This is a genomic window from Streptomyces sp. NPDC102451 (assembly GCF_044765485.1).
In the GTDB taxonomy this organism is placed as follows: Bacteria; Actinomycetota; Actinomycetes; order Streptomycetales; family Streptomycetaceae; genus Streptomyces.
The window spans coordinates 20,709-44,754 of sequence record NZ_JBIWKD010000010.1 but is presented as its reverse complement, the minus strand read 5'-3'; the positions used below and the strand labels follow the sequence as shown (position 1 = coordinate 44,754).

Here is a 24,046-nt window from a genome sequence, read left to right as displayed (position 1 = left end):
TCTCCCGCACGCCCCGACCGCACGTCCGACGAAACGGAACCTCCCCATGCACCGCACCCCCGCCGACCTCGTGTTCACCGGCGGCCCCGTCCACACGGCGGACGCCGCCCACACCCGCGCCACCACCGTCGCCGTCACCGGAGAGCGGATCACCGCCGTCGGCCACGACGAGGTACGCGCACTCATCGGCCCCCGTACCGAGGTCGTCGACCTCGCCGGACGCCTCCTGGTCCCCGGCTTCCAGGACGCCCACGTCCACCCGGTCACCGCCGGCCTGGAGCTCGCCCGCTGCGATCTCACCGGTGCCCGTACGGCAGCGGCCACCACCGCCGCCGTACGGGCCTACGCCGACGCCGGCCGGGACCAGGAGTGGATCACCGGCGGCGGCTGGTCCATGGAGGCCTTCGACGGAGGAGCGCCCACCCGGCACCAGCTCGACGCGGTCGTCCCGGACCGCCCCGCCTACCTGGTCAACCGCGACCACCACGGCGCCTGGGTCAACAGCCGGGCCCTCGCCCTCGCCGGAATCACCGCCCGCACCCCCGACCCGGCGGACGGCCGTATCGAACGCGACGGACGGGGCGAGCCCACCGGACTCCTCCAGGAGGGCGCCATGGACCTCGTCGCCCGCCACACGCCCCGCTCCACCCCCGCCGACCGGCTCGCCGCCCTCCTCCGCGCCCAGCGCCTGCTCCACGCCCACGGCATCACCGCCTGGCAGGACGCCATCATCGGGGAGTACGGCTCGATGGACGACGTGTCGGACGCCTACCTGACGGCGGACCGCGACGGCTCGCTCACCGCCCGCGTCACCGGCGCCCTCTGGTGGGACCGTGAACGCGGCGGCGAGCAGATCCCCGGACTCCTCGCCAGGCGCTCCGAACTGAACGGCCGGAACTTCCGGGCCGGGACGGTGAAGATCATGCAGGACGGGGTCGCCGAGACCGGCACCGCCGCGCTCCTCGCCCCGTACCTCGACGCCTGCGGCTGCGCCACGGCCGACAGCGGCACCAGCTTCGTCGACCCCGCCGCGCTGTGCCGCTACGTCACCGAACTGGACGCCCTCGGCTTCCAGACCCACTTCCACGCCTTGGGCGACCGCGCGGTGCGCGAGGCCCTGGACGCCGTCGAGGCCGCCCGCGCCGCCAACGGGAACACCGACACCCGCCCCCACCTGGCCCACCTCCAGATCGTCCACCCCGACGACATCCCCCGCTTCCGCGCCCTCGGGGCGACGGCCAACATCCAGCCGCTCTGGGCGGCCCACGAACCCCAGATGGACGAACTGACCATCCCCTTCCTCGGCGGCGAACGGGCCGCGCTCCAGTACCCGTTCGCCGCGCTGCTGCGCTCCGGCGCCACCGTCGCCGCGGGCTCCGACTGGCCGGTCAGCAGCGCCGACCCGCTGCAGGGCATCCACACCGCCGTCAACCGTGTCGCGCCCGGCGGCGACGGGCCCGTCTTCCTCCCGGACCAGCGCATCTCCCTGACCGACGCGCTCACCGCGTACACGGCCGGCTCGGCGTACGTGAACCACCTGGACGACACCGGCGTCATCCGTGCCGGGGCCCTGGCCGACCTGGTCGTCCTGGACCGCGACCCCTACGCCGCGCCCGCGGAGGAGATCGCCGGTACGGGGATCCTGGCCACCTATGTGGGCGGCCGCCGGGTGTACGGGGACTGAGCACGCGGCGTCCCGGGGCCGGGGAGGCCGACACCGTGATGCGCCAACGCGGCACGCTCCCACGGCACCCTCGGACGGCGTACGGTTGTTCGTGATCGATCTCAGAGGAAAAGTCGGGAAAGGGAGTCCACGGGAATGCCGCAGCACGTACAAGGGGTCATCGCTCCGGGAAAGAACGAGCCGGTACGGGTCGAGACCATCGTGATTCCCGACCCCGGCCCCGGAGAGGCCGTGGTCAAGATCCAGGCGTGCGGCGTCTGCCACACCGACCTGCACTACAAGCAGGGTGGCATCAACGACGACTTCCCGTTCCTGCTCGGCCATGAGGCCGCGGGTGTCGTGGAGTCCGTCGGCGAGGGTGTCACGGACGTCGAGCCGGGCGACTTCGTCGTCCTCAACTGGCGTGCGGTGTGCGGCCAGTGCCGCGCCTGTCTGCGCGGCCGCCCCTGGTACTGCTTCGACACCCACAACGCCGAGCAGAAGATGACCCTGCTGGACGGCACGGAGCTCTCCCCGGCGCTCGGCATCGGCGCGTTCGCGGAGAAGACCCTCGTCGCCGCCGGCCAGTGCACCAAGGTCGACCCCGAGGTCTCCCCGGCCGTCGCCGGACTGCTCGGCTGCGGCGTCATGGCGGGCATCGGCGCCGCCATCAACACCGGCCAGGTCGGCCGCGGCGACTCCGTCGCGGTCATCGGCTGCGGAGGCGTCGGCGACGCCGCGATCGCCGGAGCCAGGCTCGCCGGAGCGGCGAAGATCATCGCGGTCGACATCGACGACCGCAAGCTGGAGACGGCGAAGAAGATGGGCGCCACCCACACCGTCAACTCCCGCTCGGACGACCCGGTCGAGGCCATCCGCGCACTGACCGGCGGCAACGGCGCGGACGTCGTGATCGAGGCGGTCGGCCGCCCCGAGACGTACAAGCAGGCCTTCTACGCCCGCGACCTCGCCGGCACCGTCGTCCTCGTCGGTGTGCCCACCCCCGAGATGCAGCTCGAACTCCCGCTCCTGGACGTCTTCGGCCGCGGCGGTTCGCTCAAGTCCTCCTGGTACGGCGACTGTCTGCCCTCGCGCGACTTCCCGATGCTCATCGACCTGCACCAGCAGGGCCGCCTCGACCTGGGCGCCTTCGTCACCGAGACCATCCAGCTCGGTGAGATCGAGCAGGCCTTCGCCCGGATGCACGACGGCGACGTCCTGCGCTCGGTGGTGGTCTTCTGATGACCGCCCGCATCGACCACCTGGTCACCTCCGGCACCTTCGCCCTGGACGGCGGCGAGTGGGACGTCGACAACAACGTCTGGATCGTCGGCGACGACACCGAGGCCGTCGTCATCGACGCCGCCCACGACGCCGCGGCGATCCAGGCCGCGCTCGGCGGCCGTACGCTGCGCGCGATCATCTGCACCCACGCGCACAACGACCACATCGACGCGGCCCCCGCCCTCGCCGACGCGACCGGGGCGCCGATCCTGCTGCACCCCGACGACCTGGAGCTGTGGCGGCAGACCCACCCGGACCGGGCCCCCGACGCCGAACTGGCGGACGGCCAGGAGCTGGAGATCGCCGGCACGCGCCTGACGGTGCTGCACACCCCGGGCCACGCCCCGGGAGCGGTCTGCCTCTACGCCCCCGAGCTGGCCACCGTCTTCACCGGCGACACCCTTTTCCAGGGCGGCCCCGGAGCGACCGGACGGTCCTTCTCGCACTTCCCGACGATCATCGACTCCATCAGGGACCGGCTGCTCGCACTCCCGCCGGAGACCGAGGTCCGCACCGGACACGGCGACTCCACCACCGTCGGCGCGGAGGCCCCGCAGCTGGAGGACTGGATCGCCCGCGGCCACTGACCGCGGCGGGGTTCACCGGTCCGGCCACGCGGCGAGCCGCAGCCCGCTCTCGAAGCGGTGCGGCCCGCCCGTGACCGGGTCGGTGAACTCCAGCACCCTGGCGAGAAGTTGCAGCGGACGCCCGTACTCCACGTGCTCCGGCTCCACCACCGGATAGACCGGATCGTTCACCAACGGCAGCCCCAGCGCGTTCATATGGACCCGCAGCTGATGGGTGCGGCCGGTCGCGGGCAGCAGCCGGTAGCGGCCCAGGGCGCCCCGGTGCTCCAGCAGTTCGACCCGGCTCTCGCTGTTCGCGGCCCCCGGCTCCTCGCGCGCCGCGATGACCCCGCGCTCCTTCACGATCCGGCTCCGCACCGTGCGGGGGACCGTGAGCCCCGGATCGTACGGGGCCACCGCCTCGTACTCCTTGCGCACCAGCCGGTCCCGGAACAGCGTCTGGTACGCGCCCCGGTCCCCGGCCCGTACGACACAGAGCACCAGCCCCGCCGTCAGCCGGTCCAGCCGGTGCGCGGGCTGCAGCTCCGGCAGACCCAGCTCGTCGCGCAGCCGGGCGACCAGAGTCTGGGTGACATGCCGGCCGCGCGGGGTGGTGGCCAGGAAGTGCGGCTTGTCCGCGATCACCAGCCGGTCGTCGCGGTGGACGACGCCGATGGGGAAGGGCACAGGCTCCTCGGGCGCGAAGTCACGGTGGAACCAGAGGTGACGCCCGGCCGTATACGGTTCGTGCGCCCGCACCGCACCGCCGTCCGCCCCGACGAACCTGCCCTCGGCCAGCATCGCGTCCACCCGGGCGCCACCGACCGCCCCCGCGAACCGGTCCAGCAGATGGTCCCGCACGGTCGGCCAGGCGCCCGCGGGGTCCGCCGGGAACCGCACCCGCACCGGATCGACGCCCGCGCGCTGGGGGAGCGGGGCGGCGGGAGGCTTCGCCCGGCCTCTCATCGCATCGGTCCTTGTCTCCGTCAGGGGGCCCGGAACGGACGGGCAGGGTGCCTCCATCATCCCACCGCGTACGACGACGGCTGCGCATTCCGTAGAAAGCGCTTGCCGATGGCGCTATGGTTCCTGCTCGTTGAATCCATTCAATGTGAAGGAGCTCCCGCCATGCGCCGAGCCGGTACCGCACTGCTGGCCACCTGTGCCACCGTTGCCGCCCTGACTGCCGCCGTCGTGCCGGCCCGGGCGCAGGGCCACGCCCCCGACGGGGGCGGTTCCGGTCACTGCACCGGCTCCGGCCCGGTCGTCTGTCACTTCGACGTCGCCCCTGGGACCTACCGCGTCCGTGTCCTGCTCGGCGGGGGCGCGGGACCCGGCGCCACCGCCGTCACGGCCGAGACCCGCAGAACCGTGCTCGCCGAGACGCCCAACGCCGCCGGCCGGACGCTGCGGCGCAGCTTCACCGTGGACGTCCGCGATCCGGAGGGTGAGCCCACCGGCGCCCCCGGCACCCCCGGGCTCGACCTGACCTTCGGCGGCGCGGCCCCGCAGCTCGCCTCGGTACGGGTCGAACGCGTCCGCACGCCCCAGATCCTGCTCGCCGGCGACTCCACCGTGTGCGACCAGCCGGGCGAGCCCTACTCGGGCTGGGGCCAGCAGCTCCCGCAGTACCTCACCGACCGGATCTCCGTCGCCAACTACGCGGACTCCGGCGAGGGTTCGCAGTCCTTCCGGGACAACCCCGCGCTCTTCCCCGCCCTCCGGGCCCGTATGCATCACGGAGACCTCGTCCTCGTCCAGCTCGCCCACAACGACAAGGAGACCGACCGTGACACCTACCGGGCCAATCTCACCGCGATGATCGAGGGCGTACGCGCCGAAGGGGGCCGGCCCGTGCTCGTCACCCCGATCGTCCGCCGCTGGTTCAACACGGACGGCACCCTCGACAACGACACCGCGCTGCTCGTCAACGGCCTGGGCGTCGACCTGCCCGCCGAGGTGCGCACCCTCGCCGCCGAGCAGGACACCCCGCTCGTCGACCTCACCGCCCTGACCAGGGCACGGGTCGAGGAGCTCGGCCCCGAGGCGTCCAAGGCCCTCTACCTCTACGACGAGAAGCGCGACAACACCCACACCTCGGCGCGCGGTGCCACCGAGTACGCCGCGCTCGTCCTGGGTGAACTGCGGGACCAGAAGCTGGTCGAGCCGCGCGCGGTCCGGTGACCGGCGGTCCCGGACCGTGCCGGTAGAGCCGGGAAAAGCGAGAACCCCCAGGATGACCTGGGGGTTCTCCGCTGGTGTCCGAGGGGGGACTTGAACCCCCACGCCCGATAAAGGGCACTAGCACCTCAAGCTAGCGCGTCTGCCATTCCGCCACCCGGACAAGGTGTCTGTCTCGCGGGCTCCTGGCCCGTTCCGACGTGGAAAACCATAGCAAACATTCGGGGGTGCTCGATCACGCCCCTGGTCATGTGAAAGGCGCATGACGGAGCCCGGGCGGTCTTGGGTGCGCGGGGGCGGGCGCGCGAGTATGAGGGGGAGCACCACCGCGACAGTGGAAGGAAGCAGCGTGAGCGAGACCAACACGGCCCGGGCAGGCATCGGCGGGACGGCCGAGAATGAGGTCGTGGACCTCTGTCGTGACCTGATCCGGATCGACACCAGTAATTACGGCGACCACTCGGGCCCGGGGGAGCGGGCCGCCGCCGAGTACATCGCCGAGAAGCTCGCCGAGGTCGGGCTGGAACCGCAGATCTTCGAGTCCCACAAGGGCCGCGCCTCCACGGTGGCCCGGATCGAGGGCGAGGACCCCTCCAAGCCGGCCCTCCTGATCCACGGGCACACCGACGTCGTGCCGGCCAACGCGGCGGACTGGACGCACGACCCGTTCTCCGGCGAGATCGCGGACGGCTGCGTGTGGGGCCGTGGCGCGGTCGACATGAAGGACATGGACGCGATGACCCTCGCGGTCGTCCGCGACCGCATGCGCAGCGGCCGCAAGCCCCCGCGCGACATCGTGCTGGCCTTCCTGGCCGACGAGGAGGCGGGCGGCACGTTCGGCGCCCGGTACCTCGTCGACAACCACCGGGACCTCTTCGACGGCGTCACCGAGGCGATCGGCGAGGTCGGCGGCTTCTCGTTCACCGTCAACGAGGACCTGCGCCTCTACCTGGTGGAGACCGCGCAGAAGGGCATGCACTGGATGCGGCTCACCGTGGACGGCACCGCCGGGCACGGCTCGATGACCAACAACGACAACGCCATCACCGAACTCTGCGAGGCCGTCGGCCGGCTGGGCCGGCACAAGTGGCCGGTCCGGGTGACCAAGACCGTACGGTCCTTCCTCGACGAGCTGTCCGACGCGCTGGGCACCCCGCTCGACCCCGAGGACATGGAGGCCACGCTCGCCAAGCTCGGCGGGATCGCCAAGATGGTCGGTGCCACCCTGCGGAACTCCGCGGCGCCCACCATGCTCGGCGCCGGCTACAAGGTGAACGTGATCCCCGGACAGGCCACCGCGCACGTGGACGGGCGCTTCCTGCCCGGCTACGAGGAGGAGTTCCTGGCCGACCTCGACCGGATCCTCGGCCCGCGGGTGCAGCGCGAGGACGTGCACGGCGACAAGGCGCTGGAGACCGGCTTCGACGGGTCCCTGGTGGACGCGATCCAGCTCGCGCTCAAGGCCGAGGACCCGATCGCCCGCGCCGTGCCGTACATGCTGTCCGGCGGGACCGACGCGAAGTCCTTCGACGACCTCGGGATCCGCTGCTTCGGCTTCGCCCCGCTGAAGCTGCCGCCGGAGCTGGACTTCGCGGGCATGTTCCACGGTGTGGACGAGCGGGTGCCGGTGGACGGTCTGAAGTTCGGCGTCCGGGTGCTCGACCGGTTCATCGACCACTCCTGAGCCCCTCGGGCACCGGAATCGCCAGCTTGTACGCACCTCACCGGAAAGGGTGAAAGGGATCACGCACTCGTAGCCCCGTCACTCCCTCCTCGTTACACGTGATGCGGTCCGCGGCTGGGACCGCACTTAGCAACCAGGAGGAATAATGATCAAGAAGGTCGTCGCAATCGCGGCTGCTACCGGTGGTCTCGTGCTCGCGGGTGCGGGTATGGCTTCCGCCGACTCCGGCGCCCAGGGTGCCGCCATCGGCAGCCCCGGCGTGCTCTCGGGCAACGTCGTCCAGGCGCCGATCCACGTTCCGGTGAACGTGTGCGGCAACACGATCTCCGTGATCGGGCTGCTGAACCCCGCCTTCGGCAACACCTGCGTCAACGCGTGACGATGCGCGTCAACCCGTGAGGGTGTGAGTCCGGTCGGCCCCGGGGTGCGCGCCATGCACCCCGGGGCCGCCGGGCGTTCGGCCCCCGCACGGCTGTGCCCGGGGCATTTCGGTAGGCAGAAGGCAGGAAGACAACCTATGCGACAGGTCACACGTAAAGGCCTGATCACCATGGCAGCGGCGGGTGGAGTGCTCGCGCTCGGCGGCGGCTACGCGCACGCCGACGCGGGTGCGGCCGGCGCCGCGTCGAGTTCACCGGGAGTGCTCTCGGGGAACTCGATCCAGGTCCCGATCGACGTACCCGTCAACGTGTGCGGAAACTCCGTGGACGTCGGCGGTCTGCTCAACCCCACGAGCGGGAACGACTGCGGAAACGGATCCTCGGATTCCGGTCACGCGTACACCTCTGACGACGGTTCCTCGTCCGGCCATGGCTCCGGTAGCCAGGCGTCCGGGCACGAGGAGGTCCGCGACAGCGGGGCGGGGACGGGCCGGCACCGTGCCCCGGGCACCTCGGCCCAGGCGGTGACGAAGGGTTCCCCCGGGATCCTCTCCGGCAACCAGGTGCAGGCGCCGGTGGAGATCGCCCTGAACGTCTGCGGCAACAGCATCACCGTCGGCGGACTGCTCAACCCGGTCTTCGGCAACAGCTGCGAGAACGACACGGAGGCAGTCCCGCCTCCGGCCGTGCCGCGGACGCCGCACACCCCGGAGAAGCCGGTCACGCCGGACGCCCCTCCGGCCCCCGAGACCCAGCTCGTGGTGGGCGAGCAGCTCGCGCACACCGGCGGGGGCGGGCTCGACCTGCTCGTCCCGGCGAGCGCGGGCCTGCTGCTCGCGGGTGCGGGCACGGTCCTGTACCGACGCTCGCGCAGCGCCGCACGGCGGTAACGCGACACCGGTGCGACGAGCGGGTTCCGCGCACGCGGGGCCCGCTCCGTGCTACCAGGTGGGGCGGAGCTGGCGGATGATGCGGCGGCGCAGCCGCACCCGGCGGCTGCCGTCGCGGCGCAGCGTCAGCCGGTCCAACTCCCAGTGCCCGTACTCGGCATGGTCGGTCAGCAGGCGGGCCGCCTCCTTGCGGGACACCCCGCGCGGCACGTACACGTCGATGAATTCGTATTCCGGCATCGCATCTATTGTGCGGGCAGACCCCCGGTACGGATAGCGTCTGTCCTATGTCTGATGCTGCGCAGCCCACCGCTGCCGAGGTACGCGCCGCCGCCGATGCAGTCAAAACCGCGCTCGACCGCCACCTCCAGGCAGTCGAACGCCGTACCGGGGACGACGACCCCGCTGTCTACGACGCGTTCAACGCACTGGCCGCTGCGGCCGAGGTCTACGACGAACTGCTCTACGACCGCCACGACGAGGTCACCCCCTTCGAGATCCCGGCCGCCCAGGACTCCCTCCCGCCGTACGCCGGCCCGGAGGAGCCGCACGCCGTCTCCGTGCTGATCAGGCGCGACTACGCGGTGGCGGAGCCCGCACGGCTGCTCGCACAGGCCCAGCGGCTCGCCGACCTCGATCCGGACGGGCAGGACGACGTCGACGCCGACGCGACCGCCGGTGCCGGCGTCCACGCCGCCCTCGGGGTGGTGTTCGGCGAGTACGAGGCGGACGAGATCGCTTCCCGGCACAAGGAGTTCGGCCTGGAGGAGGGGGACTCCACCCTCTGGGTCTCCGCCGTGGAGGAGCTTCCCGACCCGGGGGAGTGGCTGGGGGCGCCCTTCGACGAGGCGGATCCCGCGATGGTGGTCTGCCGCTTCGACGTGAGCTCGGTCTTCGACGAGGAGGACGAGCTGGACGGGGACCCGGAGGACATCGTCCCGGACCGCTCCTGATCCCACCGCCCGACGGCCCCGGCGCGCAGCGCACCGGGGCCGTCGGCGTGCTCCGGCCGGGGTGAGGCGGCTACGAGGCGTCCGGAGTGGGCAGCGCCTCCAGCAGGGGGCGCAGCCGGGTCGTCCGCTCCTGGGCCGGGACCTCGGCCACCGCGCGCGGCAGGGCCTGGTCCACGCCGTGCACCACGGACAGATGGCGCTCCCCGCGGCTGAACGCCGTGTACACCCAGGGCCTGCTGAGGCTCTGCGCGGCGTCGCCGGGCAGGACGACGACCGCGGCGGGCCAGCGCATCCCCGCGGCCTGGTGGGCGCTGAGCGCCCAGCTGTGGCGTACCGAGGTCTCCACTCGCTCCTGCGGTACGACGACGGGGGTGCCCGAGCAGTCCAGGTGCAGGCCCTCGGCGTCGGCCGAGACGACCGAGCCGGGCACCGCCCTGCCGGGGGCCGGGACGTGGACCACGCGGTCGCCGGGGTCGAAGCCGCCGAACCGGCCCGGCCCCGGATTGAGCCGCTGCTTCAGCGCGGCGTTCAGCGCGGTGGTGCCCGCCGGGCCGCCGTGCCCGACCGTGATCACCTGGGTGTCGGAGGAGGGTACGCCGATGGCGCGCGGCACCGAGTCGGCCACCAGCTGCACCGTGCGGTGGACGGCCTCGCCCGGGTCGCGGACGGGCACGATCACCACTTCCCTGCCGGGCGCCTCGACCTGGGCGAGCTCGCCGATGCCGATGCCGGAGACCAGCTCACCGATCGGCCCGGGGTCCGGCGTGCGGGAGACCACGTGCGGGCAGGCACGCGCCGCGATCACATCGGCGAACACCCTCCCCGCGCCGGCCGAGCCGAGCACCCCGGGGTCGCCGCTCAGGATCAGCCGCGTCCCGTCGGCGAGGGACTCCACCAACATCGCGGCCGTCTCCACATCGAGCTGCGGAGCGTCCAGCACCACCAGCACGTCGAGGGCGAACGCGCCGTCCGCGTCGCGGCCCGGACCGTCCTCGCCGGAGAGCAGGGCGGAGAGCGTGACGGCGGACCTCGGCTCACCGACGGCGGCCGCCAGCCTGCGCTGTCCGTCCGCGCTGTGGGTGGCACCCAGGGCCCGCAGGCCGAGGCCGTGCGCCGCGGCGACGAGCGCCGCGGGTTCGGCCCGGGCGGTCTCGCCACCGCTGTGGGCGACCAGGCCCGCGGTCGCGGCCGCCCGGATCAGCTCGCCCGCCGAGGGGGACGGGGCGGCGGCAGCGGCGTCCGTCCAGTCGGCGCCCTTCTCGCAGGAGTTGACCAGCCGGGCCAGCCCGTCGGCGAGGCTCTCCTCGGCCAGGGCGTACCGGTCGAGACCGAGCAGGACCCGCACCGGCTCCTCGTCGCTCCGTGTCCCGTCCTCGGACTGCTCCGCGGCCTCCTCGTCCCCCGCCGGCTCCGTGGCCTCGGCCGCGGCCTCGTCGTCCTGGAAGACCAGCACGACGCCCTCCGCTACGGCGTGCTGGACGGCCTCCGCGGGGTCGGTCACGGCGAACCCGGCCAGCGCGGTCCGGACCTCGTCGGCGTCCATCGCGGTGTGACCCCGCAGCGCGGCCCGCTCCAGCAGCCAGCCCACCAGGGCCGCCGTACGCCGCTCGTCGTCGGGGCCGCACCCGGCGCCCAGCAGCGCCCGGGCGAAGCCGTCCGCCTGCTCGGGCCGTACGCCGGGCACGGACAGCAGCTGCCACGGGTCCTCCCGGAGCACCTCCGCGGCCCCCTCGCCGAGCGTCGCCGCGGCCGGGCGTGCGAGTGCCTCGGGGGCCCCGCCCTCGGTGAGCACCTCAGCGACCGAGGCGGCGGCCTCGGGGGACGCGCCCCGCGGGGCCGGGCGCTCGGGGGCCGGGGCGGGGCGGGCGGGCGCGGCCAGGGCCTCGGGGGCCGCCCGGCGGGGCGCCGGCGCGGACGCCGGTGAGTCGAAGAAGGCGGTGCCGGGCTTCTCGCCGCTCTCCACCGCACGCACCGCGGCGAGCAGATCCGCGGCCGGTCCGCTCAGCTTCGTACCGGCCGGGATCGGCCCCGCCTTCTCGGCCTTGCGCTGTTCGATCCGCTCGCGGAGCTCGCGCTGTGCGGCCAGCTCCGCCTCGGCCTCCGACAGCGCGGGTGCCGCCGGCGCGTCGGGTGCCTGCTCCGTGTCCTGTGCGCCCTCCGCGCTCTCCGCGCCTTCGTCCGCGCCCTCGCCCTCGCCCTCCGCTCCCTCCGCGCCGGTCTCGTCGGGCGTGCCGGGCGTGTCGACGGCGGCCCGGGGACCGGAGTCCTCGACGGCCTCGTGGTCCTCGGCCGCGGGGTCCGGGGTCTCTCCCCGGGGATGCGCAGTCACAGCGTGCTCCAGTCCTGGTCGGGATAGCGGTGCACGGGCGCCGACACATCGTCGAGCGCCTGGCAGATCTCGTCAGGAAGACTAAGCGCCTCCACTGACAACGCCTCGGTCAGCTGCCGCGCGTTGCGCGCGCCGACGAGCGGGGCCACCACCCCCGGCCGGTCCCGCACCCAGGCGAGCGCGACCTGGAGGGGCGTCGTGGCGAGGCCGTCGGCGGCCGTGGCCACCGCGTCCACGATCCTGCCGGCGGCCTCGTCGAGGTACGGCTCGACGAACGGGGCCAGCTGCTCGGACGCCCCGCGCGAGTCCGACGGCGTGCCCGTGCGGTACTTCCCGGTCAGCACCCCGCGGCCCAGCGGGGACGAGGGCAGCAGCCCCACTCCGAGGTCCAGCGCCGCGGGCAGCACCTCCCGCTCGACCCCTCGCTGGAGCAGCGAGTACTCCATCTGGGTCGACGCCAGCCGGGTGCGCAGCCCGGGCGCGGCGAGCTGCCAGGTGGCCGCCTTGGCCAGCTGCCACCCGCTGAAGTTGGACACCCCGGCATACCGGACGCGCCCCGAGGACACGGCGAGGTCCAGCGCCTGCAGGGTCTCCTCCAGCGGCGTCACCGGATCGAAGGCGTGGACCTGCCAGAGATCGACGTGGTCCGTCCCGAGCCGGCGCAGGGACGCGTCCAGGGCGGCGAGCAGGTGACCGCGCGATCCGTCGAAGCGCCGGTAGGGGTCGGGCACGCTGCCGGCCTTGGTCGCGATGACCAGATCCTGCCGCGGCACCAGATTGCCGAGAAGACGCCCCAGCAGGTATTCGGCCTCACCGCCGCCGTACACGTCGGCGGTGTCGACGAGGGTGCCGCCCACGTCCCAGAAGGCCTTGAGCTGGTCGGCGGCGTCGTGTTCGTCGGTGTCCCGTCCCCAGGTGAGGGTGCCCAGCCCGATCCGGGACACACGAAGGCCGGTACGGCCGAGATGCCTCTGCTCCATGGGCGCTGAGATTACTGGTCAAGGCCCCACGGGGTGGAGGCCTGTGGACAACCGTCGTGCCCGGGCGAGCCTGCCGGATTCCGGCGCCCCGCGCTAGAGTCCCGGACACAGGAACGTTACTGATCAGTAGAGGGAGCGTGGGTATGCGGCTCGGCATCAATCTCGGTTACTGGGGTGCGGGGATGGACGACGACAACCTCGCCGTCGCCCAGGAGGCCGACCGGCTCGGCTACGACGTCTGCTGGGCGGCCGAGGCCTACGGCTCCGACGCACCGACGGTGCTCGCCTGGGTCGCCGCCCGGACCGAGTCCATCGACGTGGGCTCCGCGATCATGCAGATCCCGGCCCGTCAGCCCGCCATGACGGCGATGACCGCGGCGACCCTCGACTCGCTCTCCGGAGGCCGCTTCCGCCTCGGCCTCGGCGTCTCGGGACCGCAGGTCTCCGAGGGCTGGTACGGCGTCAAGTTCGACAAGCCGCTGGCCCGCACCCGCGAGTACGTCGAGATCGTGCGCAGGGCGATGTCCCGGGAGCGGCTGTCCTACGAGGGCGAGCACTGGACGCTGCCGCTGCCCGACGGCCCGGGCAAGCCCATCAAGCTGACCGTCCACCCGCAGCGCGAGCACATCCCGCTCTACATCGCCGCGATCGGCCCGAAGAACCTGGAGCAGACCGGCGAGATCGCCGACGGGGCCCTGCTGATCTTCCCCTCCGCCGACCACCTGGAGGAGACCGCGGTGAAGCACCTGCGGGCCGGGCGCGAGAAGGCCGGGAAGACGATGGACGGCTTCGACGTGTGTCCCACGGTGCCGCTCGCGGTCGGCGACGACGTCCAGGGCCTCGCGGACATGTTCCGCCCGTACACCGCGCTGTACGTCGGCGGCATGGGCAGCCGCAAGCAGAACTTCTACAACCAGCTCGCCCAGCGCATGGGCTACGAGAAGGAGGCCGCCGAGATCCAGGACAAGTATTTGTCCGGCGACAAGTCCGGCGCGGCGGCCGCCGTGCCGCACCAGCTCATCGACCAGACCACGCTGCTCGGCCCGGTGGAGCGGATCGCCGACCGGATGCAGGCGTACGCCGCCGCCGGTGTCACGACGCTGACCCTCGCCCCGGCGGGCTTCACGCTCGACGAGCGGATCGCGGCCCTGCGCGCCGGAACCGACGCCCTGGAGCGTTCCGGCCTCGCCGCGTGACGACACGGGTGCGCCCGTAGCACCGGCGCAGCACTACGGCCGTGGTGGGGGCTCGGGGGTCCTCCCCGCCACGGCCGTCACACGGAACAACGCGCCGCGGGGCCCCGGGTTACGCCCCGTACCCCTCCCGGGACGCCCGGGCAGGTCCGGGAGGGGCGGGGCGCCCGTTCGGCCCTGCCCGGCCCCGCTCGTGTTGCCTACCGACGCGTACCGAATTTGACTGTGTCTCCGCGGACACCGGTGCGAAAGGTGGCAGTGATGCTCTCGGCAAAGAGTCTGTTCCAGGAGATCCTCGACGACGACGAGGCGTTCCGGCTGTTCTGCTCGATCGCCGCCGGCGGGGAGACACAGGGCGGCTGGGAGAACGGACGCATCGCCGCACTCGTGCCCCCGGGACTGAGCGAGCTGGCACCCAAGGTCGCCCGGCACGGCGCCGACGAGGACAAGCACGGCCGGATCTTCAACGCCCTGCTGAAGCAGCGCGGTCTCCAGCCCGTGACGGTGCCGTACGAGACCGACTACACCCTCCTGCTGGAGCGCCACGGCATCGGCCTCGCCCACGACCGGCTCAGCCGCGACGAGCCGCTCACCGAACGCGAGATCATCGTCTACCTGTCCCACAGCAGGGTCACCGAACAGCGGGCCTCCGAACAGATGCGGCTCCTGCTCAAGTACTTCGCGGGGCACCCCACCCTCGGCCGCGCCGTGAAGATGATCTCGCGGGACGAGGACAACCATCTCGCGTACTGCCACGAGGAGCTCCTGCGCTTCGCCCGGGCCGGCCACGGCAGGACCATCCAGTCCGTCCTGCGGGAGTGCGCCCACGCCGAGATCCGCGTGTACCGCGACGTCAGCCTGGCCGTGATGGGTCACATGGGCGCCCTGCTGGGGTGGCCCCGCGCCAAGTCCGCCGTACTCGTCGCCGGCATCCACGCGATGTACGCCTACGAGCGGGCGGTGGGCTGGCGGCGCATGGTGAGCCTCGAACAGCCCGCCCCCGCCCTGCGCGACGCGCTGGGCGGCCCGGCCGTGCCCGAGACCGAGTACGCCTGAGCGGGCATCGGCCCCCTACAGCCAGCCCCGGCGCTTGAACAGCCGGTACAGCCCGCCGACCGCGAGGCCCATCAGCACGATCACCGTCGGATAGGTCCATGCCCAGTCGAGCTCCGGCATGTGGTGGAAGTTCATCCCGTAGATCCCGGCCACCATGGTCGGCACGGCCGCCATGGCCGCCCACGCCGAGATCTTCCGCATGTCGTCGTTCTGCCGGACACCCACCTGCGCCAGATGCGCCGAAAGAATGTCCGAGAGCAGCCGGTCGAGCCCCTCCACATGCTCGACAGCACGCGTCAGATGGTCGTTCACGTCCCGGAAGAACGGCTGCGAACCGGTGTCGACGAACGGCACCCCCGCGCTCGACAGCCGCGCCATCGGCGCGCTCAGCGGGTTGGTCGCCCGGCGGAATTCGAGCACCTGCCGCTTGAAGGTGTAGATGCCCGCCGCCGTGTTCGAGGAGTCCGCGGACCCCGTCGGGGCGAAGACCTGGGCCTCCAGCTCCTCCAGGTCGGCCTGGAGCTCCGCGGCGACCTCGATGTAGTGGTCCACGACCGCGTCACTGACCGCGTAGAGCACCGAGGTGGGCCCGTGCCTGAGGACCTCGGGCTCGGCCTCCAGCCGGCGCCGCACCGCCGCGAGGGGCGCGCCCTCACCGTGGCGCACCGTCACCACGAAGGAATCCCCTATGAACAGCATCAGCTCACCGGCGCTCACGGTGTCGCTCTCCTGCTCGTAGACCACCGGCTTGATGACCACGAACAGGGAGTCGTCGTAGATCTCCAGCTTGGGCCGCTGATGGGCGCGCAGAGCGTCCTCCACCGCCAGGGGATGCAGCCCGAACTCGCTGCTGACCAGGTCGAACTCCTTCTCCGTCGGCTCGTGCAGCCCGATCCAGACGAAGGCGTCCCCGACGGCGCGTGCCTCGTCGAGGGCATCGGAGAAGTCGGCGGGACCCTCGGTCCGGCGCCCGTCCCGGTAAATTCCGCAGTCGACGATCACCCCGCGCATTCTTCCCTGCCGCGAAGCGTTCACGCACCTCTACGCTGGCAGGTATGCCCACGCTCATCCTCGTACGCCACGGACGCTCGACCGCCAACACCTCCGGAGTGCTCGCGGGCCGGACCCCCGGCGTCTCCCTCGACGAACGCGGTGCCGAACAGGCCGCCGCGCTGCCCGGCTGTCTGTCGGCCCTCACGCTCGCGGCGGCCGTCAGCAGCCCGCTGCAGCGCTGCCGTGAGACGCTCCAGCCGCTCCTCGACGCACGCCCGGACCTCCCGCTGCACACCGAGGACCGGATCAGCGAATGCGACTACGGGGACTGGTCGGGGCGCAAGCTCGCCGAGCTCTCCGACGAACCGCTGATGAGGGTGGTCCAGCAGCACCCCTCGGCCGCCGCCTTCCCCGGCGGTGAGTCCATGCGGGCCATGCAGGCCCGGGCCGTCGAGGCCGTACGGGACTGGAACGCACGTATCGACGCGGAGCACGGCGAGGACGCCACGTATGTGATGTGCTCGCACGGCGACATCATCAAGGCCCTTGTCGCCGACGCGCTCGGCATGCACCTCGACCTCTTCCAGCGCATCCACGCCGACCCGTGCTCCGTCACCGCGATCCGCTACACCCCGCTGCGCCCGTTTCTCCTCCGCCTCGGTGACACCGGCGACTTCGCGTCACTGGCACCACGGGAACAGGCCATCGGGGCCGACGCCGCGGGGGACACGGCAACGGATGCGGCCGTCGGGGGCGGCGCTGGGGCACCGTGATCGCTCCGCGCAGTAGGGTGGACGCGCCGTAGAGGCCCCGTGGGACGTCCCGCGTGGCCCCGGGGCCGCCCCCCATCCGCCATCACATTCTCAAGGGAGACAGGACGTGTCCCGTCAGGTGTTCCTCTACGACCCACCGGACCGTTTCGTGGCCGGTACGGTCGGGCTGCCTGGCCGCCGTACGTTTTTCCTGCAGGCATCCTCCCGGGGACGGGTCACCAGCGTGGCCCTGGAGAAGACCCAGGTCGCCGCGCTGGCCGAACGGATCGACGAACTCCTCGACGAGGTCGTCCGGCGGACCGGCGGCAATTCACCGGTGCCCGCCGTGGCCCCCATGGACGTCACCGACAGCGCGCCGCTCGACGCCCCCGTCGAGGAGGAGTTCAGGGTCGGCACGATGGCGCTCGCCTGGGACGGCGAGGAGCAGCGCATGATCGTCGAGGCGCAGGCCCTCGTCGAACTGGACGCCGACTCCGAGGACGATCTCGCCGAGGCCGAGGAAAGGCTTCTGCAGGACGAGGAGAACGGCCCGCCGATGCTGCGCGTCCGGCTGAGCGGCGCTCAGGCGCGGGCGTTCGCCAAACGCGCGCTGGACGTCGTGAACGCGGGCCGCCCGCCCTGCCCGCTGTGCAGCCTCCCTCTCGACCCGGAAGGACACGTATGCCCGCGCCAGAACGGATACCGTCGCGGGGCCTGACGGAGACGGGGCTGCGCACCCTGCTCGCCGAGGGGGAGCTCACCGTCCTCGGCCAGGTCCGGGGCGCGTCGAACGCGGTGCTGTACTGCACGGTCGCGTACGAGGGCGAGGAACGCCCCTGCGTCTACAAGCCGGTGGCCGGCGAGCAGCCGCTGTGGGACTTCCCGGACGGCACGCTCGCCCAGCGGGAGGTCGCCGCGTACGAGATCTCCGAGGCCACCGGCTGGGGGCTCGTGCCGCCCACCGTGCTCAGGGAGGGCCCGTACGGCGAGGGCATGTGCCAGCTGTGGATCGAGGCTGAACCCGAGAGCGAGTCCTCCGAGGCCACCGCCGCCTCCGCCTCCGCCCACGGGCTGCCACCGCTGCTCGCGCTCGTCGAGGACGACGAACCGGGCGAAGGCTGGAAGGCCGTCGGCTTCGCCGAGGTGGGGGAGGGGAAGACTGCCCTGCTGGTGCACGCCGACGACCCCCGGCTGCGGAGGCTCGCGGTCCTGGACGCGGTGATCAACAACGGCGACCGCAAGGGCGGGCACCTGCTGCCCGCGGAGGGTGGCCGGCTGTACGGCATCGACCACGGCGTCACCTTCAACGCGGACGACAAGCTGCGCACCCTGCTCTGGGGGTGGGCGGGAGAGCCGCTGACGGCGGAGGCCGCCGAGGTGCTCGACCGGCTGTCTGCCGGCCTGGAACCGGGTGCGGCGCTCGTCACCCGGTTGGCGCAACTCATCACCGCGGTGGAGATCGAGGCCCTGCGGGGCCGGGTGGAGAGCCTCCGCAAGTCCGGCCGCCACCCCCGACCGAGCGGTGACTGGCCATCGATCCCGTGGCCCCCCGTGTGAGCACCAGGCCCGTCCGGCGCCCGAGGACACCCCGGCCGCAGACAGGTACGTCCGGGGCGGCGCCCCGGACGGGAAGGGGCCCGTAGGGGAAAACCACCCCGCACGCAAGACCGCCTCTTCGGCCATGATCTGGCATCCGGTTCGTATCCGGATGCATCGTCCGGTTACGCTCATGACATGCATGCCTGGCCCGCTTCTGAGGTCCCCGCCCTGCCTGGCAAGGGCCGCGACCTTCGGATCCACGACACCGCGACCGGCGGACGGATCACCCTTGACCCCGGTCCCGTCGCCCGCATATACGTCTGCGGCATCACGCCGTACGACGCGACCCACATGGGTCATGCGGCGACCTACAACGCGTTCGACCTCGTTCAGCGCGTGTGGCTCGACACCAAGCGGCAGGTTCACTACGTCCAGAACGTGACCGACGTGGATGATCCGCTGCTGGAGCGGGCCGTGCGCGACGGCGAGGACTGGACCGAGCTCGCGGAGCGCGAGACGGCACTCTTCCGGGAGGACATGACCGCCCTGCGCATGCTCCCGCCGAAGCACTACATCGGGGCGGTCGAGGCGATACCCGGCATCGTCCCGCTCGTGGAACGCCTCCGCGACGCGGGCGCCGCCTACGAACTCGAGGGCGACGTCTACTTCTCCGTCGAGTGCGACCCGCACTTCGGCGCGGTCTCGGGCCTCGACGCCGAGGCCATGCGGCTGCTCTCCGCCGAGCGCGGCGGTGACCCGGAGCGTCCGGGCAAGAAGAACCCGCTCGACCCGATGCTCTGGATGGCCGCCCGTGAGGGCGAGCCGAGCTGGGACGGCGGCAGCCTCGGCCGCGGCAGGCCCGGCTGGCACATCGAGTGCGTCGCGATCGCCCTGGACCACCTGGGCATGAGCTTCGACATCCAGGGCGGCGGCTCCGACCTCGCCTTCCCGCACCACGAGATGGGCGCCTCGCACGCCCAGGTGCTGACCGGCGAGTACCCCTTCGCCCGTGCCTACGTGCACGCCGGCATGGTCGCCCTGAACGGCGAGAAGATGTCCAAGTCCAAGGGCAACCTCGTCTTCGTCTCGGCGCTCCGCCGGGACGACGTGGACCCCGCGGCGATCAGGCTCGCCCTGCTCGCCCACCACTACCGGTCCGACTGGGAGTGGACGGACCAGGTGCTGGCCGACGCCGTCGAGCGCCTCGCCCGCTGGCGCGCGGCCGTCTCCCGCCCCGACGGACTCCCCGCCGACGCCCTGGTCGAGGAGGTGCGGGCGGCCCTGGCCGACGACCTGGACGCCCCGGCCGCACTCGCCGCCGTGGACCGCTGGGCCGAGCGGCAGAGCTCCGGCGGCGGCACCGACGAAGGCGCCCCCGGCCTCGTCTCCCGCACCGTCGACGCCCTGCTGGGCGTAGCACTCTGACCCGTCCTCACCGACGACCCGTCCTCACCGACGACACCGAACGGCCCCGGACCTCGCGACTGCTCGCGGAGTCCGGGGCCGTTCCCGTGCGGGGGAGGCGGGAGGTCAGTCCTCCGGGGTGTCCTCGTCCGGACCGGCGGACGGCGGGTCCTCGGGCGGGGAGCCCCCGTCGGCGTCCTTCGGCCGGCCCTTCTCCGGGCGCTGCGGCTTCGGCGGCCTCGTACGGTCGCTGGAGGTGTCCCGCAGGTACGGCACGTCGCCGCTCTCGGTGGCATGCCCGCCAGGCCCCTGGCCGGGGCCGCCGATGTCCCTGCGCCGCAGATACCGCTCGAACTCACGGGCGATGGCCTCGCCGGACGCCTCGGGCAGCTCCGCGGTGTCCCGCGCCTCCTCCAGCGTCTGCACGTACTCCGCGACCTCGCTGTCCTCGGCGGCCAGCTGATCGACCCCGAGCTGCCAGGCACGGGCGTCCTCGGGCAGCTCGCCCAGCGGGATCCGCAGACCGAGCAGATCCTCCAGGCGGTTCAGGAGGGCCAGCGTCGCCTTGGGGTTCGGCGGCTGCGACACGTAGTGCGGCACCGCCGCCCACAGACTCACCGCGGGCACGCCGGCGTGCGTACAGGCCTCCTGGAGGATGCCCACGATGCCGGTCGGCCCCTCGTACCGCGTCTCCTCGAGGTCCATGGTCCTCGCCAGATCCGGATCCGAGGTGACCCCGCTGACGGGCACCGGCCTGGTGTGCGGGGTGTCGCCGAGCAGCGCCCCCAGGATGACGACCATCTCGACGCCCAGCTCATGGGCGAAGCCCAGGATCTCGTTGCAGTACGAACGCCAGCGCATGGAGGGTTCGATGCCGCGGATCAGCACCAGATCACGGGGCTTCTCGCCGCCGACCCGTACCACGGAGAGCCGTGTGGTGGGCCAGGTGATCTTGCGTGTCCCGCCGTCCAGCCACACCGTGGGCCGGTTGACCTGGAAGTCGTAGTAGTCCTCGGCGTCGAGCGCCGCGAAGACCTCGCCCTTCCACTCCCGGTCCAGATGCGCGACCGCTGTGGAGGCGGCGTCACCGGCGTCGTTCCAGCCCTCGAACGCGGCCACCATGACCGGGTCGATCAGCTCGGGTACCCCCTCGAGCTCGATCACCCAGGCCTCCTTCCGAAGTTCCCTTGTGTACGGACCAACCTTACGGCTTCCGCCCTGTTCCGCCGCAGCCGTTTGCGCGCGGAGGTGAAGCGTGCCACCTCATGATTCATCCGAGCTGTGCAGATCGAAACTGATCAAACTTCGCCAGGACCCTGGACTGCGGGACCTGCGGGAGGTTATACATCGGATGACCATGCAGAGATCCGATGTTATTCCCCTGGGGGCGCACATGAGTCTGACCGTCATGGATTTCGAGGTCGACGACATCCGGTTCCCCACCTCGGAACAGCTCGACGGCTCGGACGCCATGAACCCCGACCCCGACTACTCCGCCGCCTACGTCGTCCTGCGTACGGACGGCGCGGGTGCGGAGGGGCACGGCTTCTGCTTCACCATCGGCCGCGGCAACGAGGTCATGGCCGCCGCCATCGAGGGGCTCCGGTCCTATGTGGTGGGGCGCCCCGCCCCGCGTACCGCCGCGGACCTCGCCGCCCTGTACCGGGCGCTCACGCACGACTCCCAGCTGCGCTGGCTCGGCCCCGAGAAGGGCGTGACGCACATGGCGGCCGGAGCCGTCGTCAACGCTGCCTGGGACCTCGCGGCGGGACTCGCGGGGAAGCCCGTCTGGCAGTTCCTCGCGGAGATGACCCCGGAGGAGCTCGTCTCCCTCGTCGACTTCCGCTACCTCACGGACGCCCTCACCCCGCAGGAGGCGCTCGGCATCCTGCGCGCCGCGGAGCCGGGCCGCGCCGAACGCACCGAACGGCTGCTGGCCGAGGGCTATCCGGCGTACACCACCTCGCCCGGCTGGCTCGGGTACGACGACGACAAGCTCGTACGCCTCGCCGAGGAGGCCGTCGCGGACGGCTTCACCCAGATCAAGCTGAAGGTCGGCGCCGACCTGGACGACGACGTCCGCAGGCTCGCGCTCGCCCGCAAGGCGGTCGGTCCCGGCATCCGGATCGCCGTCGACGCCAACCAGCGCTGGGACGTGGCCGGCGCGGTGGAGTGGATGAACGCGCTCGCCCCGTACGACCCGTACTGGATCGAGGAACCGACCAGCCCCGACGACGTCCTCGGCCACGCCGCCGTGCGCGCCGGGCAGCCCGTCAAGGTCGCCACCGGCGAACACGTCGCCAACCGGGTCGTGTTCAAGCAGCTGCTCCAGGCCGGCGCGGTCGACTTCGTCCAGATCGACGCCGCACGCGTCGCCGGGGTCAACGAGAACCTCGCCGTCCTGCTCCTCGCCGCCAAGTACGGCGTCCCGGTCTGTCCGCACGCCGGGGGAGTCGGACTGTGCGAACTGGTCCAGCACCTCTCGATGTTCGACTACGTCGCGGTCTCCGGCAGCCGGGAGGGCCGCGTCATCGAGTACGTCGACCATCTCCACGAACACTTCGCCGACCCGGCCGTCATCGAGAACGGCCACTACGTCACCCCACGCGCACCGGGCTTCTCGGCCCGGATGCTCCCCGCCTCGCTCGCCGCACACCGCTACCCGCAGGGTCCCGTCTGGCAGGCCCGCCGCACACCCGAGGAGACCGGCCGATGACCGTGACACAGGACTTCGACGGAATGTCCGCCCTGGTGACAGGCGGTGCGTCCGGTATCGGGGCCGCCGTGGCAGCCCTGCTGCTCGCCCGCGGGGCACGCGTCGCCGTGCTCGATCTGGACCCCGGGGGCGCTCCCGAGGGGGCACTCGCCCTGCGGGCCGACGTCACGGACGACGACGCCGTACGGGACGCCGTCGAGCGGGCCGCCGCGGAACTGGGCGGCCTGCACACCCTGGTGTCCAACGCGGGGATCGGCTCCATCGGCACCGTGGAGGACAACCCCGACGCGGAGTGGGCCCGCGTACTCGACATCAACGTGCTCGGCATGGTCCGCACCGCCCGCCACGCACTGCCCCATCTGCGCCGCGCCGCCGCCGGACGCCCCGGGGCCGTGTCCATCACCCAGACCTGTTCCATCGCCGCGACCGCCGGTCTGCCGCAGCGGGCGCTCTACAGCGCGAGCAAGGGGGCCGTGCTCTCCCTCACCCTCGCGATGGCCGCCGACCACGTCCGCGAGGGGATCAGGGTCAACTGCGTCAACCCCGGCACCGCGGACACCCCCTGGATCGGCCGGCTGCTCGAAAAGGCCGACGACCCGGCCGCTGAGCGCGCCGCGCTCGACGCCCGCCAGCCGCTCGGACGGCTGGTCTCCGCCGACGAGGTGGCCGCCGCCGTCGTCTACCTCGCGAGTCCGGCGGCCGCGTCCGTCACCGGCACCGCGCTCGCCGTCGACGGGGGGATGCAGGGCCTGCGGCTGCGTCCCGCCGCCTCGCAGAGCTGAACCGCCGGGCTCTCACAGGGTCGAGCGCAGCCAGTGCTCCACACTCGCGATGTGCACCGTCGCCCAGGACCGGGCCGCCTCGGCGTCCCGGTCCCGCAGCGCGGCCAGGATCGCCCGGTGCTCGTGCAGGGTGCGGCTGACCGCGTCCTGCTGGGTCAGCCCGCGCCACACCCGGGCCCGGGTGGTCGGGCCGGACAGCCCGTCCAGCAGGGAGCACAGCACCGAGTTGCCCGAGGACGCGACGATGCCCCGGTGGAACTCCAGATCGCCGGCGACCAGCGCCTCCACCGAGGGGTCGGGGCCAAGCGCGTCCAACTGGGCACCGAGGGCGTCCAGTTGTTTCTCCTCGATACGCAGCGCCGCCATCGCCGTGGCCGCCGGTTCCAGGATCCGGCGGACCGCCAGGAACTCCAGCACCGTGTCGTCGCGGTGGAAGTCCACCACGAAGCTGAGCGCCTCCAGGAGCAGCTGCGGGTCCAGGCTGGTGACATAGGTGCCGTCGCCCTGACGGACGTCGAGGATCCGGATCAGCGACAGCGCGCGCACCGCCTCGCGCAGCGAGTTGCGCGACAGGCCCAGCTCGGCCGCGAGTTCGCTCTCCTTGGGAAGCCGGTCCCCCGGGGCCAGGGCACCTGAGACGATCATTCCCTTGATCTTCTCGATCGCTTCGTCGGTGACGGCCATGTGGGGCCTCCTCACGC

Annotated in this window: 23 protein-coding genes and 1 tRNA gene; 16 read left to right on the top strand and 8 right to left on the bottom strand. The window is 72.4% G+C overall.

Annotated elements, in window-relative coordinates; genetic code table 11:
- Positions 1–46: 46 nt before the first annotated feature.
- The 3 genes from ACIRD8_RS22580 to ACIRD8_RS22570 all read left to right on the top strand — a co-directional run bounded on the left by ACIRD8_RS22580 (position 47) and on the right by ACIRD8_RS22570 (position 3,534).
- A complete protein-coding gene (locus ACIRD8_RS22580; RefSeq protein ID WP_403994283.1) occupies positions 47–1,684 on the top strand; it encodes an amidohydrolase in 1,638 nt (545 codons plus the stop codon).
- A 135-nt stretch (positions 1,685–1,819) separates the two neighbouring features.
- Complete coding sequence (locus tag ACIRD8_RS22575) at positions 1,820–2,905, top strand: S-(hydroxymethyl)mycothiol dehydrogenase (RefSeq protein ID WP_403994280.1); 1,086 nt, start codon at positions 1,820–1,822, stop codon at positions 2,903–2,905.
- A complete protein-coding gene (locus ACIRD8_RS22570; RefSeq protein WP_403994277.1) occupies positions 2,905–3,534 on the top strand; it encodes an MBL fold metallo-hydrolase in 630 nt (209 codons plus the stop codon). The genes ACIRD8_RS22575 and ACIRD8_RS22570 overlap by 1 nt, the downstream gene beginning before the upstream one ends.
- Positions 3,535–3,546: 12 nt before the next feature.
- On the opposite strand, the gene ACIRD8_RS22565 is transcribed toward ACIRD8_RS22570, so the two are convergent.
- Complete coding sequence (locus ACIRD8_RS22565; protein ID WP_403994274.1) at positions 3,547–4,479, bottom strand: pseudouridine synthase; 933 nt, start codon at positions 4,477–4,479, stop codon at positions 3,547–3,549.
- 162 nt (positions 4,480–4,641) lie between these two features.
- Here ACIRD8_RS22565 and ACIRD8_RS22560 point away from each other — a divergent pair, with 162 nt between their 5' ends.
- The gene (locus ACIRD8_RS22560) at positions 4,642–5,697 is read left to right on the top strand and encodes a rhamnogalacturonan acetylesterase (RefSeq protein ID WP_403994271.1); all 1,056 of its coding nucleotides are present in this window, start codon (positions 4,642–4,644) and stop codon (positions 5,695–5,697) included.
- Between the two features lie 72 nt (positions 5,698–5,769).
- On the opposite strand, the gene ACIRD8_RS22555 is transcribed toward ACIRD8_RS22560, so the two are convergent.
- Positions 5,770–5,857: transfer RNA gene (locus ACIRD8_RS22555), tRNA-Leu, on the bottom strand.
- A gap of 186 nt (positions 5,858–6,043) precedes the next feature.
- On the opposite strand from ACIRD8_RS22555, the gene ACIRD8_RS22550 reads away from it, so the two are divergent.
- The 3 genes from ACIRD8_RS22550 to ACIRD8_RS22540 all read left to right on the top strand — a co-directional run bounded on the left by ACIRD8_RS22550 (position 6,044) and on the right by ACIRD8_RS22540 (position 8,648).
- Positions 6,044–7,378, top strand: a complete 1,335-nt coding sequence (locus ACIRD8_RS22550; RefSeq protein WP_403994268.1) for a M20/M25/M40 family metallo-hydrolase — start codon at positions 6,044–6,046, stop codon at positions 7,376–7,378.
- A 145-nt stretch (positions 7,379–7,523) separates the two neighbouring features.
- Positions 7,524–7,757 (top strand): chaplin ChpH, encoded by a 234-nt coding sequence (chpH, locus tag ACIRD8_RS22545; protein WP_403994265.1) that lies wholly within the window; start codon positions 7,524–7,526, stop codon positions 7,755–7,757.
- Positions 7,758–7,895: 138 nt separating this feature from the next.
- The gene (locus tag ACIRD8_RS22540) at positions 7,896–8,648 is read left to right on the top strand and encodes a chaplin family protein (protein WP_403994262.1); all 753 of its coding nucleotides are present in this window, start codon (positions 7,896–7,898) and stop codon (positions 8,646–8,648) included.
- Positions 8,649–8,699: 51 nt separating this feature from the next.
- On the opposite strand, the gene ACIRD8_RS22535 is transcribed toward ACIRD8_RS22540, so the two are convergent.
- A complete protein-coding gene (locus tag ACIRD8_RS22535; protein ID WP_053930948.1) occupies positions 8,700–8,888 on the bottom strand; it encodes a DUF5703 family protein in 189 nt (62 codons plus the stop codon).
- Between the two features lie 47 nt (positions 8,889–8,935).
- Between ACIRD8_RS22535 and ACIRD8_RS22530 the strand changes: the two genes are divergently transcribed.
- Complete coding sequence (locus ACIRD8_RS22530; protein WP_403994259.1) at positions 8,936–9,601, top strand: hypothetical protein; 666 nt, start codon at positions 8,936–8,938, stop codon at positions 9,599–9,601.
- Between the two features lie 70 nt (positions 9,602–9,671).
- Here the strand turns inward: ACIRD8_RS22530 and ACIRD8_RS22525 are convergent, their stop codons facing one another.
- Positions 9,672–11,930, bottom strand: coding sequence for a helix-hairpin-helix domain-containing protein (locus ACIRD8_RS22525; protein WP_403994257.1), 2,259 nt, complete (start codon positions 11,928–11,930; stop codon positions 9,672–9,674).
- Entirely contained in the window at positions 11,927–12,910 is a 984-nt protein-coding gene (locus ACIRD8_RS22520) for an aldo/keto reductase (RefSeq protein WP_403994254.1), read from the bottom strand. Before ACIRD8_RS22520 ends, ACIRD8_RS22525 begins: the two co-directional genes overlap by 4 nt.
- A 143-nt stretch (positions 12,911–13,053) precedes the next feature.
- On the opposite strand from ACIRD8_RS22520, the gene ACIRD8_RS22515 reads away from it, so the two are divergent.
- The gene (locus ACIRD8_RS22515) at positions 13,054–14,106 is read left to right on the top strand and encodes an LLM class F420-dependent oxidoreductase (protein ID WP_403994251.1); all 1,053 of its coding nucleotides are present in this window, start codon (positions 13,054–13,056) and stop codon (positions 14,104–14,106) included.
- 258 nt (positions 14,107–14,364) lie between these two features.
- A complete protein-coding gene (locus ACIRD8_RS22510) occupies positions 14,365–15,159 on the top strand; it encodes a ferritin-like domain-containing protein (RefSeq protein ID WP_403994248.1) in 795 nt (264 codons plus the stop codon).
- A gap of 15 nt (positions 15,160–15,174) precedes the next feature.
- Here ACIRD8_RS22510 and corA read toward each other — a convergent pair whose 3' ends face one another.
- A complete protein-coding gene (corA, locus tag ACIRD8_RS22505) occupies positions 15,175–16,170 on the bottom strand; it encodes a magnesium/cobalt transporter CorA (RefSeq protein ID WP_403994245.1) in 996 nt (331 codons plus the stop codon).
- 44 nt (positions 16,171–16,214) lie between these two features.
- Between corA and ACIRD8_RS22500 the strand changes: the two genes are divergently transcribed.
- From ACIRD8_RS22500 to mshC, 4 genes are all read left to right on the top strand, one after another.
- Complete coding sequence (locus ACIRD8_RS22500; RefSeq protein ID WP_403994242.1) at positions 16,215–16,925, top strand: histidine phosphatase family protein; 711 nt, start codon at positions 16,215–16,217, stop codon at positions 16,923–16,925.
- Positions 16,926–17,031: 106 nt separating this feature from the next.
- A complete protein-coding gene (locus ACIRD8_RS22495) occupies positions 17,032–17,622 on the top strand; it encodes a DUF3090 domain-containing protein (protein ID WP_104790241.1) in 591 nt (196 codons plus the stop codon).
- On the top strand, positions 17,586–18,461 hold the full coding sequence (locus ACIRD8_RS22490) for an SCO1664 family protein (protein WP_403994238.1): 876 nt from the start codon (positions 17,586–17,588) through the stop codon (positions 18,459–18,461). The genes ACIRD8_RS22495 and ACIRD8_RS22490 overlap by 37 nt, the downstream gene beginning before the upstream one ends.
- A 177-nt stretch (positions 18,462–18,638) precedes the next feature.
- A complete protein-coding gene (mshC, locus tag ACIRD8_RS22485) occupies positions 18,639–19,868 on the top strand; it encodes a cysteine--1-D-myo-inosityl 2-amino-2-deoxy-alpha-D-glucopyranoside ligase (RefSeq protein ID WP_403994235.1) in 1,230 nt (409 codons plus the stop codon).
- A 105-nt stretch (positions 19,869–19,973) separates the two neighbouring features.
- Here mshC and ACIRD8_RS22480 read toward each other — a convergent pair whose 3' ends face one another.
- Entirely contained in the window at positions 19,974–21,011 is a 1,038-nt protein-coding gene (locus ACIRD8_RS22480; RefSeq protein WP_403994233.1) for a PAC2 family protein, read from the bottom strand.
- A 229-nt stretch (positions 21,012–21,240) separates the two neighbouring features.
- Between ACIRD8_RS22480 and ACIRD8_RS22475 the strand changes: the two genes are divergently transcribed.
- Complete coding sequence (locus ACIRD8_RS22475) at positions 21,241–22,563, top strand: L-fuconate dehydratase (RefSeq protein ID WP_403994230.1); 1,323 nt, start codon at positions 21,241–21,243, stop codon at positions 22,561–22,563.
- Positions 22,560–23,345 (top strand): SDR family NAD(P)-dependent oxidoreductase, encoded by a 786-nt coding sequence (locus tag ACIRD8_RS22470; protein WP_403994227.1) that lies wholly within the window; start codon positions 22,560–22,562, stop codon positions 23,343–23,345. Before ACIRD8_RS22475 ends, ACIRD8_RS22470 begins: the two co-directional genes overlap by 4 nt.
- Positions 23,346–23,357: 12 nt before the next feature.
- Here the strand turns inward: ACIRD8_RS22470 and ACIRD8_RS22465 are convergent, their stop codons facing one another.
- Positions 23,358–24,029 (bottom strand): FadR/GntR family transcriptional regulator, encoded by a 672-nt coding sequence (locus ACIRD8_RS22465; protein ID WP_403994224.1) that lies wholly within the window; start codon positions 24,027–24,029, stop codon positions 23,358–23,360.
- Between the last annotated feature and the right edge of the window lie 17 nt (positions 24,030–24,046).

Bases quoted from the DNA above. Each gene is read 5' to 3' on its own strand.
- ACIRD8_RS22580 (WP_403994283.1), top strand. From the start codon at position 47: ATGCACCGCACCCCCGCCGACCTCGTGTTCACCGGCGGCCCCGTCCAC.
- ACIRD8_RS22575 (WP_403994280.1), top strand. From the start codon at position 1,820: ATGCCGCAGCACGTACAAGGGGTCATCGCTCCGGGAAAGAACGAGCCG.
- ACIRD8_RS22570 (WP_403994277.1), top strand. From the start codon at position 2,905: ATGACCGCCCGCATCGACCACCTGGTCACCTCCGGCACCTTCGCCCTG.
- ACIRD8_RS22565 (WP_403994274.1), bottom strand. From the start codon at position 4,479: ATGAGAGGCCGGGCGAAGCCTCCCGCCGCCCCGCTCCCCCAGCGCGCG.
- ACIRD8_RS22560 (WP_403994271.1), top strand. From the start codon at position 4,642: ATGCGCCGAGCCGGTACCGCACTGCTGGCCACCTGTGCCACCGTTGCC.
- chpH (WP_403994265.1), top strand. From the start codon at position 7,524: ATGATCAAGAAGGTCGTCGCAATCGCGGCTGCTACCGGTGGTCTCGTG.
- ACIRD8_RS22540 (WP_403994262.1), top strand. From the start codon at position 7,896: ATGCGACAGGTCACACGTAAAGGCCTGATCACCATGGCAGCGGCGGGT.
- ACIRD8_RS22535 (WP_053930948.1), bottom strand. From the start codon at position 8,888: ATGCCGGAATACGAATTCATCGACGTGTACGTGCCGCGCGGGGTGTCC.
- ACIRD8_RS22530 (WP_403994259.1), top strand. From the start codon at position 8,936: ATGTCTGATGCTGCGCAGCCCACCGCTGCCGAGGTACGCGCCGCCGCC.
- ACIRD8_RS22520 (WP_403994254.1), bottom strand. From the start codon at position 12,910: ATGGAGCAGAGGCATCTCGGCCGTACCGGCCTTCGTGTGTCCCGGATC.
- ACIRD8_RS22515 (WP_403994251.1), top strand. From the start codon at position 13,054: ATGCGGCTCGGCATCAATCTCGGTTACTGGGGTGCGGGGATGGACGAC.
- ACIRD8_RS22510 (WP_403994248.1), top strand. From the start codon at position 14,365: ATGCTCTCGGCAAAGAGTCTGTTCCAGGAGATCCTCGACGACGACGAG.
- corA (WP_403994245.1), bottom strand. From the start codon at position 16,170: ATGCGCGGGGTGATCGTCGACTGCGGAATTTACCGGGACGGGCGCCGG.
- ACIRD8_RS22500 (WP_403994242.1), top strand. From the start codon at position 16,215: ATGCCCACGCTCATCCTCGTACGCCACGGACGCTCGACCGCCAACACC.
- ACIRD8_RS22490 (WP_403994238.1), top strand. From the start codon at position 17,586: ATGCCCGCGCCAGAACGGATACCGTCGCGGGGCCTGACGGAGACGGGG.
- mshC (WP_403994235.1), top strand. From the start codon at position 18,639: ATGCATGCCTGGCCCGCTTCTGAGGTCCCCGCCCTGCCTGGCAAGGGC.
- ACIRD8_RS22475 (WP_403994230.1), top strand. From the start codon at position 21,241: ATGAGTCTGACCGTCATGGATTTCGAGGTCGACGACATCCGGTTCCCC.
- ACIRD8_RS22470 (WP_403994227.1), top strand. From the start codon at position 22,560: ATGACCGTGACACAGGACTTCGACGGAATGTCCGCCCTGGTGACAGGC.
- ACIRD8_RS22465 (WP_403994224.1), bottom strand. From the start codon at position 24,029: ATGGCCGTCACCGACGAAGCGATCGAGAAGATCAAGGGAATGATCGTC.